The following is a 20,766-nucleotide window of genomic DNA, read 5'->3' on the forward strand; positions in this document are numbered from 1 at the left end:
CTAATCACCATATTATTATGCTGATTACATAAATTAACGACCATTTAACACCTCGAAATTCCTCTTCAAAATTGTATATTTGTGCCACTTTAAAACGACCTATGAAACTGAAATTTTATAAATATCAGGGTACCGGGAATGACTTTGTAATGATCGATAATCGGGATAAGGAAGTATCCAAAAATGATACCAAATTAATAAACCACCTGTGTGATCGTAAATTTGGCATAGGTGCTGACGGACTGATACTTCTGGAGAATTCAGAAGATCCCGAAGACGACTTTAAAATGGTTTATTTCAATGCTGATGGGAACGAAAGTAGTATGTGCGGGAATGGAGGCAGATGTCTGGTCGCTTTTGCTAATTTTTTGGGCATTATAAAGGATTCTGCAAGATTTACAGCAATAGATGGTGTTCATAAAGCATCTATAGAAGGAGATGTAGTAAGTCTGAAAATGCAGAATGTGGAAAGTATTTCAGAAAATGAAGATTTTATTTTCCTTGATACCGGTTCTCCTCATCATATTTTATTTACTGAAAATGTAAATAAGGTTGATATTAAAAAGGAAGGTTCAGCAATTAGATATTCCGAGAGATATAAAGCTAATAACGGTACTAATGTAAATTTTGTAGAAGCCATTGCTAAAGATACTTTCTCAGTAAGGACCTATGAAAGAGGGGTAGAAGATGAGACGCTTTCCTGCGGAACAGGAGTGACTGCAGTTGCTTTGGCTGCATTTAAATCTTCTAAAACGAATTCTAATAAGGTAAAACTAGTAACACCCGGGGGAAAACTATCGGTAAGTTTTAAGGAAACCGAAAAGGGCTTTTCTGATGTTTGGCTATCAGGACCAGCTGAATTCGTTTTTAAAGGAGAAATTGTATGTTAACTTTAAAAGGCGATAAAGTATATCTACGTGCCCTGGAGCCTGAAGATTTAGACTTTGTTCATGAAATTGAAAATAACGAAGATTTCTGGGAAATAAGCTCTACGCAATCTCCATATTCAAAGTTCTTAATAAGGCAATATATCGAAAATGCTCACCGTGATATTTATGATATTAAGCAATTAAGATTAGTGATCTGTACCAAAAGAGGCAGGCAGGTGGGTTTAATTGACGTGTATGATCTGGAGCCTCGCGATAAACGTGCGGCTATCGGAATTTTGATCGCAAATAAAAAAGATAGAAAAAAAGGTTTCGGTTCAGAAAGTTTATCCTTGCTTTGCGATTATTGTTTTACCCATTTAGGTCTGCACCAGGTATATGCTAATGTAACCGCGAATAATGAGGATAGTAAAAAGGTTTTTGAAAACAACGGATTTAGAAAAGTAGGTCTAAAAAAGGACTGGACGCTGTTTAATGGTGAATTTAAGGATGAATGGCTTTATCAATTAGTTAGCAATGTACATTAGAAAAATACTTATAGCAATCGTAATTATTGGCTTGATAGCCTTTGGAATATTTGGTTATTACGTTTATAACAGCATATTCTCCTCAAATACAGATTTTGATGCAAAAGAGGAAATTGTGTATATCCCAACAGGAGCAAACTTTCAAACTGTTATAGATTCCTTGCGACCACTGGTAAAAGACCTGGAGTCTTTTTCTCTGGTAGCTGAAAAGAAAGGTTATGCGAATAGGGTGAAAGCAGGAAGATATATTCTGAAGAGTGGAATGAACAATAACGAACTGGTAGATCGTCTTAGAAGCGGCAATACTCCGGTTAAGGTAGTTTTTAATAATCAGGAGAGACTTGAGGATCTTGCAGGGAGAATTTCTACGCAAATAGAAGCCGATAGTGTTCAATTATTAGAATCTTTTAATAATGTAGATTTTCTTGCAGCGAATGGTTTGGATGGAAAAAATGCTTTAAATCTATATATTCCAAACCAGTATGAATTTTACTGGAATACCTCTGCCGAAGAATTCCGTGCAAGAATGAAAACGGAATATGACAGATTCTGGAATGAGAACAGACGTAAAAAAGCAGAAGAGATAGGTTTAACTCCCAAAGAAGTAATTACTGTGGCTTCAATTGTTCAGAAGGAGACCGCTAAGGTTGATGAGCGGCCAAAGGTTGCGGGAGTTTATATGAATCGTCACAAAAATGGATGGAAACTGGATGCAGATCCTACGGTAATCTATGCTATCAAGGAGAAAACCGGTAATTTTGATACGATCATAAAAAGAGTGCTTTATAAAGATCTTGAACTAGACTCTCCATATAATACGTATAAGTATAAACAACTTCCTCCGGGACCAATTGCGATGCCGGACATTTCTTCTATCGATGCGGTATTAAATTATGAGGATCATGATTTTTATTATTTCGTAGCTGATGTGCAAAATTTCGGATATCACAAATTTGCTAAAACCCTTGCTCAGCATAACCGAAATAAGCAGGAATATGTACGCTGGATCAACAAGCAGGGAATTAAAAGATAAGTACACTTTTTTTTCATGTATATCCGTCTTCCTTTTTAATCGTTCTTTCGTCATCCTGAATTTATTTCAGGGTCTAAATTTTACATTGATTTACATTAAACTGAGATTCTGAAATAATCCCGATAGTTATCGGGACAGAAGGACGCTATTTTTCAGTTTAGGATACTAACGGACAAACAAAAAAATTTTAAGAATATTTAATATTTTGATTATCAGGAAGTTATTATTAAGTTAAAAGAGCAATAACTTTAAAAAAGGTTTAACAGCCTGTAAGTCAAATTATTAAAAATTGTTATACATTTGCGCCGCGAATATGAAAGGGGTTTGATTTATAAAATAGGTCTGCCAGTAACCTTTCAAAAACCAAAACGATGAGAAAGAAAATTGCAAAATTTTCAATCTTGCCTCTTGCAGCGGGCTCTATTTTTTTTAGTTTTTCAACTAAGAAAGCTGCAAATTTAGATCTGGAAGAATATTCCACTTACGATCTGGACCTGAATTATACGGTTGCAGATTTAAGGGATGAATTAATTCCAGATTTTGAAATTTCACATACATCACCTTTTCTAGGTAAATCTTATGTTGGTTTTAAAGAAGCACTTGCTTTTAAAGAATCAAGAGGAGATTACAAGTCGATCAATGAGTATGGTTATCTTGGAAAATACCAGTTTGGTAAGGGAACCTTAAAGCTCGTTGGGGTTTATGATTCCATGGGATTTCTTAATTCACCTGCGCTGCAGGAAGCCGCATTTTATGCGAATGCTTCAAGAAATAAGTGGATCCTTCAAAGAGATATTAAGCGCTTTGTTGGGAAAACTATTAATGGAGTTGAAATTACCGAATCGGGAATTTTGGCAGCGGCACATCTGGCGGGACCGGGGAGTGTTAAGAAATATCTTCGAAGTTGGGGAGCCCAGGCATTTAGCGATGCATTTGGGACTACCATCAAGACTTATATGAAACGTTTTGGAGGTTATGATGTTTCTTTTGTTAAGACAGAAAAGAATTCCAGGGTAGATTTTGATAAACTTTCAGTTTAAAGATCTCTCTGAATAATAAATATAGCCGGTCTTTTATGAAGGTCGGCTTTTATATTTTTCCATTCTGAAGCAGTGGCTGTTTTAATGAATTCAGATTCTAAAGTCAGGTCACAGGCCACACAGATCCTGGTAGTAGGATGAAGGTTTTGGATAAGATCTTCTAAAAACTTCATATTTCTATACGGAGTTTCAATAAATATTTGCGCCTGATTCTTTTCCGTAGAAATTCTTTCCAACTGTTTTATTTCGTGCTTTCTATCCTTTTTATCTATAGGTAAATATCCGTGAAAAGTAAAACTTTGACCATTCATCCCGCTAGCCATCATTGCTAGTAAAATAGAAGATGGACCTATTAGTGGCACTACCTGTATATTGTATCGATGTGCGAGCTTTACAATTTCGGCACCGGGATCTGCTACTCCGGGACAGCCGGCTTCACTTAGCAGCCCAATATTTTTCCCGTCTTTGGCTGCATTCAGGAATGTTGGAATCTCAGATTCTTCTGTGAATTTATTTAAAGTCTTTAATTTTAAACTTTGTTGTGATTTTTCTGGAAGTATTTGCTTTATAAATCTTCTGGCAGATTTTTCATTTTCCACAATAAAATCTTCAATTCCATCTATAATTCTGGAATTCATGGGAGGGAAAACTTTTTCAGGATTTGAATCACCTAAACTAACCGGAATAAGATAAAGTTTGCCGTAATCTTTATTGCCGGATGTCATAGAGTTCCGTTTTCCAGTTTTTCTGCAATCTGTTCACAGGCTTCATTAAGCATCTGATATACATTTTCAAATCCCTGTTCTCCTCCGTGGTAAGGGTCTGGGACATCAACATTTTCCGCAGGAAAAATTTCCTCAAGGATTAAATGAACTTTATGACGATCTTCATCAGTTTCAGCCAGGGACATTACATCTTTAAAATTGGAATTATCCATGGTGAAGATATAATCGAAATCCTTAAAATCTTTTTTTGAAAATTGTCTACCACGCTGATCGGTAATGTTTAAATCATATCTCTTTGCGGTTGCGATAGATCTTTTATCAGGTTCCGATCCAATATGCCAGCTTCCAGTACCTGCAGAATCTACAAATACTTTATTGGAATCTACCTTAGATTTTAGAATACCTTCGGCCAGTGGTGATCTGCAAATATTGCCGAGGCACACCATCAATACCCTGGTTTTCATAAAGTGTAATTTATAAGGTGAGCTTCTTGCTGAGGTCTTCAACAAATTTTTTGAATTGCTTATCTGTAGAGGCTAAATTATCTACCGTCTTGCAGGCATGTAATACAGTGGCGTGATCACGGCTTCCAATTTGAGAGCCAATGCTTGCCAGAGATGCCTTGGTAAATTTCTTAGCAAAGAACATCGCCAGTTGTCTTGCCTGTACAATATGCCTTTTCCTAGTTTTAGACTGTAGTGTGTCTACATCCATCTGGAAATAATCACTCACCACTTTCTGGATATAATCTATGGAAACCTCGCGTTTGGTATTTTTCACGTAGTTATCAACGATCTTTTTAGCAAGATCCAAAGTAATATCTTTCTTGTTGAAAGAGGAGTGGGCGATAAGAGAAATAATGGCTCCTTCCAGTTCCCTGATGTTTGTTTTGATGTTATTAGCAAGGAATTCTACAATATCTTCAGGCATTTCAACGCCATCGCGATACAGTTTACTTTTTATTATTGAAACCCGAGTTTCAAAATCAGGATGCTGTAATTCAGCAGAAAGTCCCCATTTAAATCTTGAAAGTAGACGTTGTTCAATGTCCTGCATATCTACAGGAGCTTTATCACTGGTTAATATAACCTGTTTTCCGTTTTGATGCAGGTGGTTAAAGATGTGGAAAAATACATCCTGTGTTCCTGCCTTGCCAGATAGTAACTGGATGTCATCTACTACCAATACATCAATAATCTGGTAGAAATGAATAAAGTCATTCCTATTATTCTTCTTTACAGACTCGATATATTGTTGAGTAAATTTTTCTGCGGAAATGTATAAAACTGTTTTTTCCGGATACTTATCTTTAATTTCAACCCCAATAGCGTGAGCAAGATGTGTTTTTCCAAGTCCAACGCCTCCGAATATTAAAAGTGGGTTAAATGACGTTCCTCCGGGCTTGTTAGCTACTGCTAATCCTGCCGATCTCGCTAATCTATTTGATTCTCCTTCAAGGAAATTGTCAAAATTATAATTGGGGTTTAGCTGAGATTCAATTTTTACATTTCTGATACCAGGAATGATAAAAGGATTTTTCAGCTCCGGACTTTTATTCTTAATGGGAACGTCTACCTCCTGAGAAGTCATTTGTGCTCTTTGGGTACTAGGGATCTTTTCAGTAAAAGGAAGTTTGTTGCCGTAAGTATTCTCCATTTTGATCACATATACCAACTTAGCTTTTTCACCAAGTTCACGGGTAAGTGATACTTTTAATAGTTTAACATAATGTTCTTCCAACCACTCATAGAAAAACTTAGATGGCACCTGTATGCTTAGGGCACAATCTGTAAGTTTCACTGCTTGGATAGGTTCAAACCATGTTTTGTATGCTTGAGGTGTAATGTTATCCTGAATAAATGACAGACAGTTATTCCAAACCGATTGCGCAGTTTTTGACATTATTAGTTAAACGTTAATTTTGATTAGTAGTAAGTTCTATTGGCAGCCAGAAAAACTTAGTTCTCCAACTTGAGCGGAACAAATATGTGAACAAAAAATGTAAAAAAAAAACCATTTAGGGGTTGAATTTTAAGAAAAATTTATGCATACTTACTTCCGAGCCTGAATATAAAAAACCTTTCCCAGAAAGGCTATTTTTTTGCTATGAAATCACACGAAACTTTTGTTAAAGTCCGATATGCCGAAACCGACCAGATGGGCGTAGTGTATCACGGAAATTACCCGCAATACCTGGAAATAGCCCGAATTGACTGGCTTGAATCTTTAGGGATCTCCTACAAAAATATGGAAGAGGAAGGGATAATGTTGCCGGTATTCGAATTAAATTTAAAATATCACAGACCTATTACTTTTGATGAAAATCTGAAGATCGAAACGCGATTACGGAATACGCCAAATGTTAAAATTATATTTGACTATTTGATCTTCAATGAACGTGGTGAAAAGGTGACTTCAGCATCTTCTACACTGGTTTTTATGGATTCTAAAACGAGGAAACCTATACGTTGCCCTAAGTATGTTCTGGATAAATTGAAAGATTAATCTTCGAGTTTAGAAATTTCTACTTTATAGGTGTTATCAAATTTGGAATAGATGTCATCGGCATCTTTTTTTCTTACTGCAATAAAAATCTTACAATCTATTTCCAGTTTTTGATCAATTACATTCAGGTTGTTTTTTTTAATTACCTGCATTACCTTATTCATTTCAGGGTAATCAAATTTCACAATAAAAATCTCGTCGATTGTTCTTTTTAGAATATCAGAGGATTCCAGTGCCATTTGCGCGGCAGTTTTATAGGCGTTTATAAGTCCGCCAACGCCTAGTTTTACCCCACCAAAATATCTAACCACCACAATGAGAATATTGGTAACATCAAAAGATTGTATTTGTCCATAAATAGGCATTCCGGCAGAATTTGAGGGTTCACCGTCATCATTGGCTCGATATTGAAAGTCTTCTTTGCCTATTTGCCAGGCATAACACCAATGCCTTGCTTTATGATGTTTAGCCCTTAACTCTTCTAAATGCGTATTAGCCTCTTCTTCCGTTTTAATTGGAAACGCATAGCCGAAAAATTTTGAATTTCTGTCTTTAAAAAGAACCTCGGGAGATGGTTTAGTTATACTTTGATAGGTATCTTTCATATGGCCGAATTTGCTACAAGAATTATACTAATCACTGCCAGGGCCAGCCCTATCCAGTTCTTCTTAATTAATTTTTCTTTGAACAGTAGAATACCAACCAGGGTTGATAGGGTTACAATAGCTACATGATTCATGGTAAAGATCGTAGAGCTGTCAAAACCATTACTCCTTAGCGCCATGACTAAAAAATAGATGGAATAATAATTGGGAATTCCCAGGGCGATCCCACCGAGAATATTTTTGTAACTAAATTTTAGTGTTCCCTTAATTGCCTGGTAAAGCAAAACCAGGATACCAATCGCCCCGGCAGTGGCAAAGATTGTTGATGAAAAGAGGCCCACGTCGGTTTCGGAAACATAACTTGTTTCAAGGTATTTTAAACTGGTATCTATAATTCCGCTTCCCAGGAAAACAAGTAGCGGAAAGATTAGGTTTTCTGTTTTGATACTGATTCCTTGTTCGGTTTTAATCGAAGTCAGATAAACAGCAACAAGCGCCAGGAAAATCCCAATAATTTTAAGTACGCCGGTATTTTCATTATATAAAAATATTCCGAAGAGCACGGGTATGGCTACAGACATTTTGGTGGCTACAGCAACTACAGAGAGTCCGCTTTTTTGGGTGGTAATAGCCGCAAGATTAAATACCGCGATAAATAGAAAGCCTAGCATCAAAGCTCCCGGAAACCAACTTTCACCTGGGACCTCTGTGAAATCTGAACCCTCTATATAACCGAAAAATCCAACAGTACAGGCTATAAAATAATTTACCACAATGGCCTGCAGAGTGTTGACACCGAATTTTTTGTACAATCTAAAAACAACAAAAATGATTGTAGACGATAATACACTAAGCAGCAGGTAGATCAAAATAGCTCTTTTTTAGTAGTAAAAAGATCTATCACATCTTCTCGTGTAGGTTCAATATTCCAGGTATGAAAACCAAGTTTGTTGGCAGCTTCGGTATTTTCTAAAGTATCATCTATAAACAGGCAGTTTTCAGCTTTTAGGTTGTGTTGATTAAGGATATATTCAAAAATTTCCACGTTGGGTTTGCGCATTCCCATCTCATGGGAAAGATAAAACGCGTCAAAACACTTTTTGAAATCTTCAAAAAAGGGAACCTGACTTTGGATGTGTTTTATATGATTCTCATTCGTGTTGCTTAATAATATGAGTTCATAATCCTTTTCTTCAGCCAGCTTTTGAATGAATTTAAATCGATATTCGGGAAAATCGAGTAGCATAGCATTCCAGGACCGGATAAAATCTTCTTTTTCTAAGGCTGGAAATTCTGTGCGATAATGGTCTGAGATCTCATCTGAGGTAACAAATCCCTGCTCATAATCACGATTTTTTGCAACAAGAGATTCCGGAAAATCCTTAATATTCATTTCCTTTAATTTTTTATTGGTGCCTTCTTTATCAAGATTTATAAAGACATCACCAAAATCAAATAGTATCGCTTTAATCATTTTTGTAAATTTTTAAAAGGTCGCCGGAAATATTCTTTTCAGCCACCGGGATTCCGGAAATTTCGGGAGCTTTTACTCCTGACTGAAAATAAGAGCTTCCGGTAAGGACCCTGGCTTCATCCCAAAGACCAGCTTTTATAAATTGCTGAAGGGTGTTACTACCACCTTCAATAATAACCGACTGTAAGTCGTATTTGTGCAATACATCGCAGATCTCCTGTGAAATATTTTCTGAAAATTCGATTTCCTCAAAGATTATATTTCCATCTTCTGAACCGGTAGTTTTCTTTTTACAAAGAACTACTGTTTTTTGTTTTTCGTCGAGAACTGAATGATCCTTGGAGATTTTTAAGTTCTGATCTATAATGATTCTAACAGGATTACTGCCGGTCCATTTTCTAACATTCAAAGAAGGGTTATCTTCAATAACGGTATTGGTTCCAACCAAAATAGCGGTTTCTTCACTGCGCCATTTATGAACCAGCTGTCCCGAATATTTATTGGTGATCCACACGGGTCTCTTCTTATCTTTTTTCTCCGGAGCGATAAAACCATCCTGGGTTTGAGCCCATTTAAGAATAATATAAGGACGTTGTTTCTTCTGAAAAGTAAAAAAACGCTTGTTTAGTTCCAGGCATTCTTCTTCCAGGATCCCAACATTTACTTCACACCCGGCATCCATTAGTTTTTTAATTCCGCGGCCGGCAACTTTAGCGAACGGGTCCATTGTGCCTATAATCACTTTTTTAATGCCTTTAGCAATAATTAGATCGCTGCAGGGAGGGGTTTTTCCAAAATGGCTACAGGGTTCAAGGCTTACATAAATAATGGCGTGTTTTAGAAGCGATTGGTCTTTTACCGAATTAATCGCATTTACCTCTGCATGAGGCTCTCCGGCTTTTTTGTGCCAGCCTTCGCCAATTATCTTATTTTTATATACAATCACACTGCCCACCATTGGGTTGGGATAGGTAGTTCCAAGCCCGTTTTGCGCCAATTCTATACAGCGTTTTATGTATTTTTCGTGTATATTCACAGCACAAAAATAGAATTAATTAGGCAGAATGAACACATGGAAAATTCGGGAGATTAAACCCGAAGACAATCAGCAGGTTAAAGAATTAGTTAGAAGCGTCCTTGTTGAAATGGGGGTTCCCAAAGTAGGAACCGCGTATGAAGACAAGGCCCTGGATGATATGACCAGAACCTATGAAGGTGAAAAAAAAGTTTACTATGTAGTTGAAGAAAATTCAAAAATCATCGGTAGTGCGGGAATAGCACCTTTAACCGGAGAAGAAGAAACCATCTGTGAACTTCAGAAGATGTATTTTCTTCCGGAAGCTCGGGGCAGGGGGATTGGTATGAAAATGATTAACCAGTGTATGGATTTTGGCAGGGAACAGGGATTCAAAAAATGCTATATAGAGACCCTGCCTTATATGGAAAATGCCAGAAAACTATATCATAAAAATAACTTTGAGGTCATTGAAAAACCACTTGGTAATACCGGGCATTACAATTGCACGGTTTTTATGGTAAGAGATCTTTAAACCTTAGAGGAACCACAACAATTTCAATGCGAATTTCTCAGTTAAAAAAACAATTTAGTGTGCAATTGGAGGGGGAGTTTCCTTCCACCGAGATCATGTCATTCTTTTATATTCTGACTGAAGAATATCTCGGAATGCAAAAAGTTGATATTGCTTTAAATCCTACTCAGGAAATTTCTAAGGAAGAGCAAACAAAGTTCGAATCTGCATTAAATAGATTGAAAAAGCATGAGCCTATTCAATATATAACGGGGAATACAGAGTTTTTCACAAGAAAATTTCTGGTTAACAAAAGTGTGCTGATTCCACGGCCGGAAACTGAGGAACTGGTAGAATGGATAATTTCAGATCATAGAAGTACCGGGCAAGAACTTAAGATCCTTGATATTGGTACCGGTAGCGGTTGTATTCCCATAAGTTTAGCTAAAGAATTGGAAGATGCAAAAGTTTCTTCTTTTGATATTTCTTCTGAAGCTTTATTAATTGCTAAAAGAAATGCGAAATTGAATGCTGCCGATGTATTATTCAGGAAACTAAATATTCTGGAAGCAGAAGAATTAGAAGGGCAGTTCGATATTATTGTTTCAAATCCGCCCTATGTTAGGGAGTTGGAGAAAAAGGAAATGCATCAAAATGTACTGGATCATGAGCCAAAATTGGCCTTGTATGTGGAGGATGAGAATGCGCTGATATTTTATAAAAAAATTGCTGAACTTGCTGTGAAATCGCTGAATCCTGCTGGTTGTTTATACTTTGAGATCAATCAATACCTGGCAGAAGAAACAAAATCTTTGGTGCAGCAATTCGGTTTTGAAACGGAACTCAAAAAGGATATTTTTGGACATTACCGCATGTTAAAAGCAACGAAGCAATAAATGATGAGTAAAAAACTAAAGCCTATTAAGAATCTGGCCGTTTTCTGCGCCAGTAGTGATGGGAATGATAGGGAGATATTTGATAATGCTTATACCGTGGGTAAGAAAATGGCTGAAAATGACATCAGGTTGGTCTACGGAGGAAGTAAACTTGGCTTGATGGGACAGGTGGCTAAAGGAGCGATGGAGCATGGAGGAAAAGCAACAGGTGTTATTCCTGATTTTCTTAAGACCAAGGAAGTAGTGCATACGGGACTGGATAAACTAATTACAACTCAAGATATGCATGAACGAAAGCTCACCATGAATGAATTGAGCGATGCGTTTATTTCGCTACCGGGCGGTTTCGGTACTTTTGAAGAGCTTTTTGAGATCGTGACCTGGGCGCAGCTGGGATTGCATAGAAAGCCAATTGGATTATTGAATATCAATGGATTTTATGATGATCTAATAAATATGCTAAATAAAATGACAGCAAAAGGTCTTTTGAAACAGGATAACCTCGATATTTTACTGATTTCAGATAATTTTGAAGATCTTTTGGAAAAAATGAGAAGTTTTGAGTCAAAACCGGTTCCAAAATGGATGATTAAAAACCAAACCTGATCATGAAAATTAACAGGCTTACCGTATACAGTTGCAATATAGAAGCACAATTAAAATTCTATAGGGATCAGCTTAATTTTGAGGTTAAAAGTTCTTCTAAAGATAGTTTCGAAATTCAGGCGGGATATTCCATTTTAAAATTTCAGTATAAAGAAAACGCGACTCCTTATCATATAGCCTTTCATATCCCAGATAGGCAGGAAGAGGAAGCCTTGGCCTGGTTTGATGGGAAAAGAGCTATTCAGAAATTCAATGATAAGAAGATTATAGATTTTAGTAACTGGCAGGCGATGTCGGTTTATTTCTATGATGAAGATCAAAATATTATGGAATTTATTTCCAGAAGGAATTTTAGCAAGCCAGAATCTGCCATTTTTGATTCTTCAAATATAGTGGGACTTGCAGAAATAGGACTTGCCACTAATAATATTAAGGAGAAATTTGAAAAACTGAAATTTGATTGTGGGTTGAACCAGTTTGATGGGGACTTTGAAAAATTTTGTGCCATCGGGGAGGATTCTGGACTAATTATCACTATCAATAAAGAGGAAAAAGACTGGTTTCCTACCGGGGACGAGGCCTATGCTTCAGATTTTGAAATGGAATTTGAACATGATTCTAAAACATTTCAGTTGACATTCAGCAACGATGAGCTGAAAATTTCAGAAATATAAATACCAGTAGACTACATGGAAGTTGAAAAGAAAATTCGGGGACTTCGAGAGGAACTCCAGCAACATAATTATAATTATTATGTACTGGATAAACCTCAGATTAGTGATTATGAATTTGATATAAAACTGAAGGAACTTCAGGAGCTGGAAGAAAAATATCCTGAGTTTGAAGATGACAACTCTCCAACGCGAAGAGTGGGTGGTGCGGTTACTAAGAATTTTGAAACCGTAGTTCATGAAAACAGGATGTATTCGCTTTCAAATTCTTATTCAAAAGAAGAACTGGAAGAATGGGAAGCCAGGCTTAAAAAGATCGTAGAAGGAAAAATTCAATATGTATGCGAGTTAAAGTATGATGGCGCATCTATTAGTCTTACCTATGAAAATGGAATTTTGAAACGGGCAGTTACACGTGGAGACGGATTTCAGGGAGATGATGTTACTAACAATATAAAAACTATAAGGTCTGTCCCGTTAAAGTTAAAAGATGAATTCCCTCATAAGTTTGACATCAGGGGGGAGATTGTCCTGCCTTATGAAGGATTTGCGAAGATGAATGCGGAAAGAGTGGAAATGGGAGAGGAGCCTTATGCAAATCCCAGAAATACAGCTTCCGGAAGTTTGAAATTGCAGGATAGTGCTGAAGTTGCCAGGAGACCTTTAGAATGTCTTTTATATAGTATCACCGGAGAGAATACCGGTGTCGCTTCCCAGTTTGAAGGCCTTGAAAAAGCAAGAAAATGGGGGTTTAAAGTTCCGGCCGAATCTGAACTGAAAGATTCTATAGAAGAGGTGCTGCACTATATTAATTACTGGGATGAGCATCGACACGATTTGCCTTATGAAACTGACGGGGTCGTGGTGAAAGTGAATAATTTTCATCAGCAGGAAGAACTGGGACATACTGCCAAATCTCCGCGTTGGGCGATTGCTTATAAATTTAAGGCAGAGCAGGAATCTACAAAATTAAATAAGATTACTTATCAGGTTGGGAGAACGGGGGCGATCACCCCGGTGGCAAATCTTGATGCGGTACAGCTGGCGGGAACAGTGGTAAGAAGAGCTTCTTTGCATAATGCCGATCAAATTGAAAAGCTGGATGTTCGTGAAGGCGATACCGTTTTTGTTGAAAAAGGAGGGGAGATCATCCCTAAAATCGTGGGGGTAGATTTTACTAAAAGAGATCCCGATTCTAACCCAACCCAATACGCTACTAATTGTCCCGAATGTGATTCAGAATTAATACGCAAGGATGGAGAAGCGCAACATTATTGCCCGAATGTAAATGGTTGTCCGCCGCAAATCATAGGCCGGATACAGCATTATATTTCCCGAAAAGCGATGGATATTGAAGGGCTTGGCGGGGAAACAGTAGCACTTCTGGTAAATGCCGATTTGATAGAAAGCTATGCCGATCTTTATAAGCTTCAAAAAGAAGAGGTACTTCCTTTGGAAAGAATGGCAGAGAAATCTGCTGAAAATTTGATTAACGGAATTGAAAGATCTAAAGAGATTCCGTTTGAAAGAGTCTTGTTCGCGCTGGGAATACGATATGTTGGGGAAACGGTTGCTAAAAAACTGGCAAAACATTTTAAGAGTATAGAGGCATTAATGGCAGCTTCTGAAGAAGAGCTTGTAAACATTGATGAAATTGGAGAGCGTATTGCCTGGAGCGTGGTAGAGTTCTTTAATATCGAAGCCAATCGTGAAAATGTTGAAAGACTCAAAGAATATGGGATTCAGTTAGAGATTTCTGCGGAAAAGCTGGCGAATCAAACCAATATTCTGGAAGGAAATACTTTTGTGATTTCGGGAGTCTTTGAAAAAGTTTCTAGAAATGACCTGAAGAAAATGATTGAAGATAATGGGGGAAAATTATCTAGCTCTATTTCTTCAAAAACCAATTACCTCGTCGCAGGGGATAATATGGGGCCTAGTAAGCTGGCGAAAGCAGAAAAGCTAGGGACTTCAATTATAAGCGAAGAGGACTTTTTAAAAATGCTGGAATAATATTAAAATATGCATAATCTTAAATGGTCATTTTCTATAAGCTTTCTTTTTTTATTATTTGGTCCTTTAAAGGCCCAGGAAATACCCGAAGGTTTTGTTTATATAGATGAGGTGATCCCAGACATCATATATGAGATTAGATATGCGGGGAGCCATAATTTTGTGGGAAAACCAATTGACGGTTATGAAGCTAAGCAAGCCATTATTAGTAAACCGGCTGCAAAGGCTCTGGCAAAAGTTCAAAAAGAGCTTATTCAAAAAGACTTTATGTTGAAAGTTTTTGATGCTTATAGACCGCAACGTGCCGTGAACCATTTTATGGAGTGGGCGAGGGATAAGGATGATACCTTAATGAAACAGGATTTTTATCCAGATATTGCCAAAAAGAATCTTTTTCAGTTGGGCTATATAGCGACTAAATCTGGTCATTCCCGGGGAAGTACGATAGATTTAACGATGATTGGGGTGAGTGATTGTGAAAATGTGGATATGGGTGGAACCTATGATTTCTTCGGAGAGATTTCTCATCATAATGCTTCGCAGATTTCAGAACAACAGAAGAAGAATCGAGAAATTTTACGGCTTACTATGCGAAAATATGGCTTCAGGTCCTATTCTGAAGAATGGTGGCATTATACGTATGATATGGAACCTTATCCAGCTACTTATTTTGATTTTCTGGTAAAGTAGTTTTTAAGTTTATAGTCAGCATCGTCCTAAAGAACTCGCCTTGTTATTTTTTTCCATCGATGAAAAAAGTAACCAAAAAAATCTAGGCTCACGAAAATTGATCTAAATTTTTCACTCGAAACCTAAATTTTAGGAACTCGCTATAGGTATTTAATTTAAAAGATAGATTCTTATAGCTCAAACAGCCTAAAATTTCACGGTTCTTTCGCTTTAAATTTATCGATAAATTTTCGGTAGGCCGACAAAAAAGCAAGATGATAAAACATTAAAAGATGATTTCTTCTAATTAAAATTTTTCAAAATGTTAAGAAATATCTTTCTCAAGAACCATATGATAACAGCTTAAGATACCACTAATTTATAGCAATTTTCACTCCGTCAGCTTCTATATTATTTTCTGAATCCAGATAGAAATCAATTCGGCCTAGATAAAGTCCGTAACAACCAACCTGGTTTACGAGAACCTTCTTTCCGACTTTATTTTTTTCAACGCGAGGTTTCTTCAGAAAAGTATGCGTATGACCACCTATAATAAGATCGATATTTTCTGTGGTTTTCGCCAATTTAACATCAGAAACCTCGTTGCTATTGGAATATTCATAGCCTAAATGGGAAAGACATATCACAAGATCACAATTTTCTTCATCCTTTAAAATTCGGGCTTTATCGGTAGCGATTTCAATAGGATCCAGGTATTTGGTTTCCTTATAGAGATTTTTTCCAACCAGGCCTTCCAGTTTAATACCAAGACCAAAAATTCCAATTTTCACCCCGTCTTTTTGAAAAGTCTTGTAATCTTTCACCTGCCCGTCCATGATGGTATCACTAAAATCATAATTGGAGCTTATAAATGGAAATTTAGCGTGTGGTAGTTGCGCATAAAGTCCGTTGGTACCATTATCAAAATCATGGTTCCCAATGGTAGCCGCGTCATATTTCAGCATGCTCATTAATTTGAATTCCAGCTCACCCCCATAAAAATTGAAATACGGGGTGCCTTGAAAGATATCCCCGGCATCCAAAAGGAGCGTATTTGGGTTTTCTTTTCTAATTCTTTCAACCAAGGTAGCTCGCCTGGCAACTCCTCCAAGATTTGCATTTCTGCCGGCATCAGGCCCAAAAGGCTCAATATGACTATGAACATCGTTGGTATGCAGAATGGTAATATGCTTTCTTGTTTCAGCTTTAAAAGACATGGCAGAAACTCCGCCCAATCCTAAAAATGCTGTAGCCGCTGCGGTATTATGAATAAAGTCTCTTCTTTTCATGATCTAATCTCTTATATAGCGGTCGTCTATTTTTGCTTGAACTGTATCTATTTTCTTGAAGTAATCTATCATGGCATTTCTAATCTTATAATCTATTCTGTAGAGATTCACGGGATTATTGAAAAAAGCCATATTATCCCCACCATTTACGAGATAGTCTGAAGTAGCAATAAAATAGGTGTTATCATCTTCTATCTCTTTTTCGTTAATAGTGGCATTTATAGTTTTGTAATTTTTGTTTGCAAGGATCTTGATTCCGCTTACCGGATGAGCTGATTTAGCTTTTTCCAGATATTTCAACATCTCTTTTACTTTCTTACCGGTGAGTTCGGCGATTACAATTTCATTCTCAAAAGGCATTATCTGGTAGGCCGTTCTTGAGGTCACATTTCCGGCTGGGATCGCAGCACGAATTCCGCCGTGATTAAGCAGTACCATATGAATATTTTTTCCTGTTCGTTTCTTGAATACCGGGTTCGACTGAATTAAAACCGCGTCTGCCATTAGGTTTCCAATCGCTGTGTTGAGGTCACCATCATTTTTAGATAGTAAATCAGGATTATATGCGAGCGTTGAATCCAGTGTAGCGTTGAGGTGTTCTTTATAAGGTTTTATAAATTCTGAAAATTCAGCATCTTCTTTGAGATTTGTATCTACCGGAATACGTTCAGTATTAATCTCTCCAACTTCTTTAGGTTCAGATTTGCAGGAGAGAATAACTGCAGAAAGTGCAATTATTAGCAATTTGGAAAATTTCATAGTCTGGAAATATGCCGCAAATATAAAAAACTAATCTTCTTTATGTTTAAATATTGCAGTCGCAGTATGTTTACAGAAGGTCTGTAAAGAGAAATGTTTCTGCATATCCATTTTTGTCCTCCTAGGTATTTCGTCACTCTGAATTTATTTCAGGATCACAAGTTATTATTTTGATTATGAGTGTTCAAAGATTCTGAAACATATCAGGATAACGTCTTTTATCAATTCAGAATACTTTATAGATATACAGTAAATGTTTTACTGAAATATAAAAATGTCGAAGTGAATTACTCTTTTTAGTGTTTTTATTAACGCTAAAATGGTAATAAGTTAAGTAAATCATAATTATATGTGAATTTTTATATATTTACGGCCCCATTTCTAATTTATGAAGCATAGCCAGTTATACCTTTTAATCTGTCTGCCTCTTATTTTTATTAACCTGTTTGCGGTATTGAATAATATCTCATGGCTCATCCATTTATCTGAAATCTTAATTTTTGTTCCACCGGTATTTGCTTTTTTCAGTAAACTCGATTTCAAAAACATTAATCTATTCGGATTTTTAGTCTTGAGTGTATTAGCAGTATTGCTGAAGTTTTTTGAAAAGGAGGCTTCTGTTTATCTTATCTCGAATCTCTTCAGTATGCTATCTTATTCTTTCCTCATACGAGAAGCTTTAAATTATACAAAAAGGGAAACTGGAAATAAGTTTATGCTGATTTTCTTTTTTCTATTAATAGGATTGAACGTTTATTTTGTGGTTCAACATATACAGGAGTTAGAAATTTATATGGCTGGAATAATAGAATTTGGTGTTTACTCTATCTATTATATCAACCTGTTAGTCCTGGCAATTGTAGCTCTCATATATTATTTGAATTCATATTCCAGAAAATCAGTTTTCTTTATTACCCTGGTTATGGCAATCGTGGTCTCAGATATTTTAAGGGACATGGCACTGTTTTACTTTCCAGATACCAGCGTGTTGCTTATGAATAACTTTCTTGGTATGAGTGCGGTAATTTTATCATTCCTGTTTTTTGCTACTGAAGAAAAGAAACTCAGATTAATAAATCTTGTTTAAAATTACAACATTTAACAAAAAGAATAAAGCTGTTAAATTCCAATATACATCTATGTTTAGTGCCGTGTAAACTTCTTTGTTCCTGATAGAAATTAGTTACATTTGCGCCACTTAATTTAGATGATGATCTCCGGAAACTTGAAAAATATAATCTATTCGAAAAAGATTAGAAAATCTTTAGCTGAAAGTGCTTTTTCTTTTGAAGGAAATTTGGGAAAGACTGGTATCATCATCGATGCTGAAAGTTTTGCTTCTAATCAAGAGCTTACAACACTTTATAATTTTATAGGAACAAAAGAAGGATGTCCTAAAATTGTGGTTTGTGGAACTCCTGATAAAATTTCAGAAGATATAGATGCGGTAATCCTGGACCCAAAAGAAGTTTCTGTTTCGGGTAATTTCAAGGCGGAAGAAATAAGAAGTTTTTCAAAAGAACCCTTTGATTTTTTGATCTGCTATTTCTCAAAAAAGAATAGAGTTGGATCACTTCTGGCTGCTGAGAGCCAAGTCAAATTCAAAATTGGAAATTCTCCCGATGAATATGGAATTTATGATGTTGAGGTTAAAGCAAATACTATGAATGTCTTTCAGCAGGAAGTATTGAAATATTTAAAAATCTTAAAAAAGAATAATTGATGGAAGCCTTTGTTGGAACCGGAGTAGCTCTTATTACTCCATTTAAAGAGGATTTGTCTATAGATACAGAAGCCCTTAGTAATCTGGTGAAATATCAGATAGAAAATGGCATAGAATATCTTGTGGTACTGGGTACAACCGCCGAGAGTGCAACGCTTACACAAGATGAAAAAGAATTGATAAAGAAAGTTGTAAAGGAAGCAAATGCAGGGGAGTTGCCTTTGGTTCTTGGAGTTGGAGGAAATAATACAGCCGGCGTGGTTGAAGAGCTGCAAATAGCAGATCTTGATGGTTTTGACGCTATACTTTCAGTGTCGCCATATTATAATAAACCTACACAGGAAGGTATTTATCGTCATTTTGAAGCGATTTCTAAAGCATCTCCGTTACCTATAATTCTTTATAATGTTCCTGGTAGAACTTCTTCAAATGTGCTGCCTGAAACTATAAACAGGATCGCAAGAAATTTAAAAAATGTGATAGGGGTAAAGGAAGCTGCCGGGGATATTGTACAGGCGATGAAAATGATTAGCCTGGTTCCGGATGATTTCAAGGTGATTTCGGGCGATGATATGATCACTTTGCCAATGACGCTTGCCGGCGGAAAAGGCGTGATTTCGGTAATTGGCCAGGGCCTGCCAAAAGAGTTTTCTAATATGGTAAGAGCCGGCCTTGAAGGAAAAGTTTCTGAAGCTTACCAGTTACATTATAAAATAGCACCTTCCATAGAATTTATCTTTGCCGAAGGAAACCCTGCCGGAATTAAGACCTTGCTTGCTAAAAAAGGAATCATCAGCAATACTTTAAGACTTCCTCTGGTAGAAGCCACCGAAACTTTACAAAGTAAAATAAACAGCTTTGTAGATAATTTCTAATTGAAAATTTTCTAAAAGTAGTATTTGATTGCAATAAACTCTTGATTACAGGGTTATTTGAGTAGTTTAGGAAAGTTTTTTTTATAGTAACAAAAAATGTATTTTTGCCAGATGTTTTTACGAATCATGAAAAAAGGAATTCTTGTTTTAGGTCTGCTTATGGTGACGCTATCCTGTAGTGAATATCAAAAGCTGCTTAAAAATGAAGAAACTGCTCCAAAATATACTGCGGCAGAGCAATTATATAACGAAGGCAAGGAAGAGGATAGTAATAAGAAGCTTAGAAAAGCTTTAAAATTACTGGAGCAAATTGAGCCTGAATATCGTGGTAAGCCCCAGGGAGAAAGAATTGTTTTTATACTTGCAGATACGTATTACCAGTTAGGGGATTATTTTAATGCTCCTTTTCAATTTGATAGATTTTTGCAGTTGTACCCAAAAAGCCAGAAAGCTGAAGAGGCCGGGTATAAATCTGCATCCTCATACTTTTATCGTTCACCAAAGTATAATCTAGATCAAACCGATACACATAAGGCGATTGAAGAACTTCAGGTTTATTTAAATACATATCCGGAAGGAGAATTTAATGAAGAAGCTAATAAAATGGCAACTGAATTGCTTGTAAAGCTTGAAAAGAAAGATTACGAGATTGCGAAGCAATATCATCATACAGAATATTACAAGGCGGCTATCGCTTCATTTAATAACTTTATAGCAGATCATCCAGGCTCTCCGTTTAGAGAAGCTGCTTATTTTTACAGGTTTGATTCAGCATACAGACTTGCCATTAACAGTTTTGAAGTTTTAATGGAAGAACGACTGAACGAAGCCAGGGAGTTTTATAAATCGTACAAAAAATATTATCCTGAAGGGGAATACACTCCACAATTGGAAGATGCTCTATCAGAGATTGATAAAAGCTTACAGAATTTTTAATTTT

Annotated in this window: 24 protein-coding genes; 15 read left to right on the top strand and 9 right to left on the bottom strand. The window is 36.4% G+C overall.

The annotated features are described in order from the left end of the window. Window positions 1-101: 101 nt before the first annotated feature. The 4 genes from dapF to GFO_RS02985 all read left to right on the top strand — a co-directional run bounded on the left by dapF (window position 102) and on the right by GFO_RS02985 (window position 3,487). On the top strand, window positions 102-890 hold the full coding sequence (gene dapF / locus GFO_RS02970; protein WP_011708539.1) for a diaminopimelate epimerase: 789 nt from the start codon (window positions 102-104) through the stop codon (window positions 888-890). Next, window positions 884-1,414 carry a GNAT family N-acetyltransferase gene (locus tag GFO_RS02975; protein ID WP_011708540.1) on the top strand — a complete coding sequence of 177 codons (531 nt, stop codon included), beginning with the start codon at window positions 884-886 and terminating at the stop codon, window positions 1,412-1,414. The genes dapF and GFO_RS02975 overlap by 7 nt, the downstream gene beginning before the upstream one ends. Then, the gene (gene mltG, locus GFO_RS02980; RefSeq protein ID WP_011708541.1) at window positions 1,404-2,447 is read left to right on the top strand and encodes an endolytic transglycosylase MltG; all 1,044 of its coding nucleotides are present in this window, start codon (window positions 1,404-1,406) and stop codon (window positions 2,445-2,447) included. The genes GFO_RS02975 and mltG overlap by 11 nt, the downstream gene beginning before the upstream one ends. A gap of 371 nt (window positions 2,448-2,818) precedes the next feature. Beyond that, a complete protein-coding gene (locus GFO_RS02985) occupies window positions 2,819-3,487 on the top strand; it encodes a hypothetical protein (RefSeq protein ID WP_011708542.1) in 669 nt (222 codons plus the stop codon). Here the strand turns inward: GFO_RS02985 and GFO_RS02990 are convergent. The 3 genes from GFO_RS02990 to dnaA are packed head-to-tail and all read right to left on the bottom strand — an operon-like array spanning window position 3,484 to window position 6,114. Continuing rightward, on the bottom strand, window positions 3,484-4,212 hold the full coding sequence (locus GFO_RS02990; RefSeq protein WP_011708543.1) for an SAM-dependent methyltransferase: 729 nt from the start codon (window positions 4,210-4,212) through the stop codon (window positions 3,484-3,486). The two genes, GFO_RS02985 and GFO_RS02990, sit on opposite strands and share 4 nt — an antisense overlap. Next, entirely contained in the window at window positions 4,209-4,676 is a 468-nt protein-coding gene (locus tag GFO_RS02995) for a low molecular weight protein-tyrosine-phosphatase (RefSeq protein ID WP_041249984.1), read from the bottom strand. Before GFO_RS02995 ends, GFO_RS02990 begins: the two co-directional genes overlap by 4 nt. 10 nt (window positions 4,677-4,686) lie before the next feature. Continuing rightward, entirely contained in the window at window positions 4,687-6,114 is a 1,428-nt protein-coding gene (gene dnaA / locus GFO_RS03000) for a chromosomal replication initiator protein DnaA (protein ID WP_011708545.1), read from the bottom strand. Between the two features lie 204 nt (window positions 6,115-6,318). On the opposite strand from dnaA, the gene GFO_RS03005 reads away from it, so the two are divergent. Beyond that, a complete protein-coding gene (locus GFO_RS03005) occupies window positions 6,319-6,717 on the top strand; it encodes an acyl-CoA thioesterase (RefSeq protein ID WP_011708546.1) in 399 nt (132 codons plus the stop codon). Here GFO_RS03005 and GFO_RS03010 read toward each other — a convergent pair. Genes GFO_RS03010 through ribD form a run of 4 tightly spaced genes read right to left on the bottom strand, consistent with a single transcriptional unit; the run spans window position 6,714 to window position 9,832 of the window. Further along, the gene (locus GFO_RS03010; RefSeq protein WP_011708547.1) at window positions 6,714-7,322 is read right to left on the bottom strand and encodes an IMPACT family protein; all 609 of its coding nucleotides are present in this window, start codon (window positions 7,320-7,322) and stop codon (window positions 6,714-6,716) included. The two genes, GFO_RS03005 and GFO_RS03010, sit on opposite strands and share 4 nt — an antisense overlap. Then, on the bottom strand, window positions 7,319-8,191 hold the full coding sequence (locus tag GFO_RS03015) for an EamA family transporter (protein ID WP_011708548.1): 873 nt from the start codon (window positions 8,189-8,191) through the stop codon (window positions 7,319-7,321). The genes GFO_RS03010 and GFO_RS03015 overlap by 4 nt, the downstream gene beginning before the upstream one ends. Beyond that, on the bottom strand, window positions 8,188-8,796 hold the full coding sequence (locus GFO_RS03020) for an HAD family hydrolase (protein ID WP_011708549.1): 609 nt from the start codon (window positions 8,794-8,796) through the stop codon (window positions 8,188-8,190). Before GFO_RS03020 ends, GFO_RS03015 begins: the two co-directional genes overlap by 4 nt. Continuing rightward, entirely contained in the window at window positions 8,789-9,832 is a 1,044-nt protein-coding gene (ribD, locus tag GFO_RS03025) for a bifunctional diaminohydroxyphosphoribosylaminopyrimidine deaminase/5-amino-6-(5-phosphoribosylamino)uracil reductase RibD (protein ID WP_011708550.1), read from the bottom strand. The genes GFO_RS03020 and ribD overlap by 8 nt, the downstream gene beginning before the upstream one ends. A gap of 28 nt (window positions 9,833-9,860) precedes the next feature. Here ribD and GFO_RS03030 point away from each other — a divergent pair, with 28 nt between their 5' ends. Genes GFO_RS03030 through GFO_RS03055 form a run of 6 tightly spaced genes read left to right on the top strand, consistent with a single transcriptional unit; the run spans window position 9,861 to window position 15,201 of the window. Then, entirely contained in the window at window positions 9,861-10,346 is a 486-nt protein-coding gene (locus GFO_RS03030; protein ID WP_011708551.1) for a GNAT family N-acetyltransferase, read from the top strand. 26 nt (window positions 10,347-10,372) lie between these two features. Further along, complete coding sequence (gene prmC / locus GFO_RS03035) at window positions 10,373-11,221, top strand: peptide chain release factor N(5)-glutamine methyltransferase (RefSeq protein ID WP_011708552.1); 849 nt, start codon at window positions 10,373-10,375, stop codon at window positions 11,219-11,221. Then, window positions 11,222-11,827: an LOG family protein gene (locus tag GFO_RS03040; RefSeq protein WP_011708553.1), complete on the top strand. Its 606-nt coding sequence runs from the start codon at window positions 11,222-11,224 to the stop codon at window positions 11,825-11,827. 2 nt (window positions 11,828-11,829) lie between these two features. Next, window positions 11,830-12,501: a VOC family protein gene (locus tag GFO_RS03045; protein WP_011708554.1), complete on the top strand. Its 672-nt coding sequence runs from the start codon at window positions 11,830-11,832 to the stop codon at window positions 12,499-12,501. Between the two features lie 15 nt (window positions 12,502-12,516). After that, window positions 12,517-14,511 (top strand): NAD-dependent DNA ligase LigA, encoded by a 1,995-nt coding sequence (gene ligA / locus GFO_RS03050; RefSeq protein WP_011708555.1) that lies wholly within the window; start codon window positions 12,517-12,519, stop codon window positions 14,509-14,511. 9 nt (window positions 14,512-14,520) lie between these two features. Then, complete coding sequence (locus GFO_RS03055) at window positions 14,521-15,201, top strand: M15 family metallopeptidase (protein WP_011708556.1); 681 nt, start codon at window positions 14,521-14,523, stop codon at window positions 15,199-15,201. A gap of 353 nt (window positions 15,202-15,554) precedes the next feature. On the opposite strand, the gene GFO_RS03060 is transcribed toward GFO_RS03055, so the two are convergent. Together GFO_RS03060 and GFO_RS03065 are read right to left on the bottom strand one after the other, a co-directional pair. Further along, window positions 15,555-16,469, bottom strand: coding sequence for a metallophosphatase (locus GFO_RS03060; protein ID WP_011708558.1), 915 nt, complete (start codon window positions 16,467-16,469; stop codon window positions 15,555-15,557). A gap of 3 nt (window positions 16,470-16,472) precedes the next feature. Next, window positions 16,473-17,228, bottom strand: coding sequence for a 5'-nucleotidase C-terminal domain-containing protein (locus tag GFO_RS03065; RefSeq protein ID WP_011708559.1), 756 nt, complete (start codon window positions 17,226-17,228; stop codon window positions 16,473-16,475). A gap of 388 nt (window positions 17,229-17,616) precedes the next feature. Here GFO_RS03065 and GFO_RS03070 point away from each other — a divergent pair, with 388 nt between their 5' ends. The 4 genes from GFO_RS03070 (at window position 17,617) to GFO_RS03085 (ending at window position 20,762) form a co-directional block, all read left to right on the top strand. Next, the gene (locus tag GFO_RS03070) at window positions 17,617-18,315 is read left to right on the top strand and encodes a hypothetical protein (RefSeq protein ID WP_011708560.1); all 699 of its coding nucleotides are present in this window, start codon (window positions 17,617-17,619) and stop codon (window positions 18,313-18,315) included. A 138-nt stretch (window positions 18,316-18,453) separates the two neighbouring features. After that, window positions 18,454-18,951 carry a DUF6913 domain-containing protein gene (locus tag GFO_RS03075; protein WP_148264586.1) on the top strand — a complete coding sequence of 166 codons (498 nt, stop codon included), beginning with the start codon at window positions 18,454-18,456 and terminating at the stop codon, window positions 18,949-18,951. Continuing rightward, complete coding sequence (dapA, locus tag GFO_RS03080) at window positions 18,951-19,826, top strand: 4-hydroxy-tetrahydrodipicolinate synthase (protein WP_011708562.1); 876 nt, start codon at window positions 18,951-18,953, stop codon at window positions 19,824-19,826. Before GFO_RS03075 ends, dapA begins: the two co-directional genes overlap by 1 nt. Before the next feature lie 126 nt (window positions 19,827-19,952). Beyond that, the gene (locus GFO_RS03085) at window positions 19,953-20,762 is read left to right on the top strand and encodes an outer membrane protein assembly factor BamD (RefSeq protein ID WP_041249985.1); all 810 of its coding nucleotides are present in this window, start codon (window positions 19,953-19,955) and stop codon (window positions 20,760-20,762) included. The last annotated feature ends 4 nt before the right edge of the window (window positions 20,763-20,766 follow it).

The organism is Christiangramia forsetii KT0803, assembly GCF_000060345.1.
GTDB classification, from domain to species: Bacteria; Bacteroidota; Bacteroidia; order Flavobacteriales; family Flavobacteriaceae; genus Christiangramia; species Christiangramia forsetii.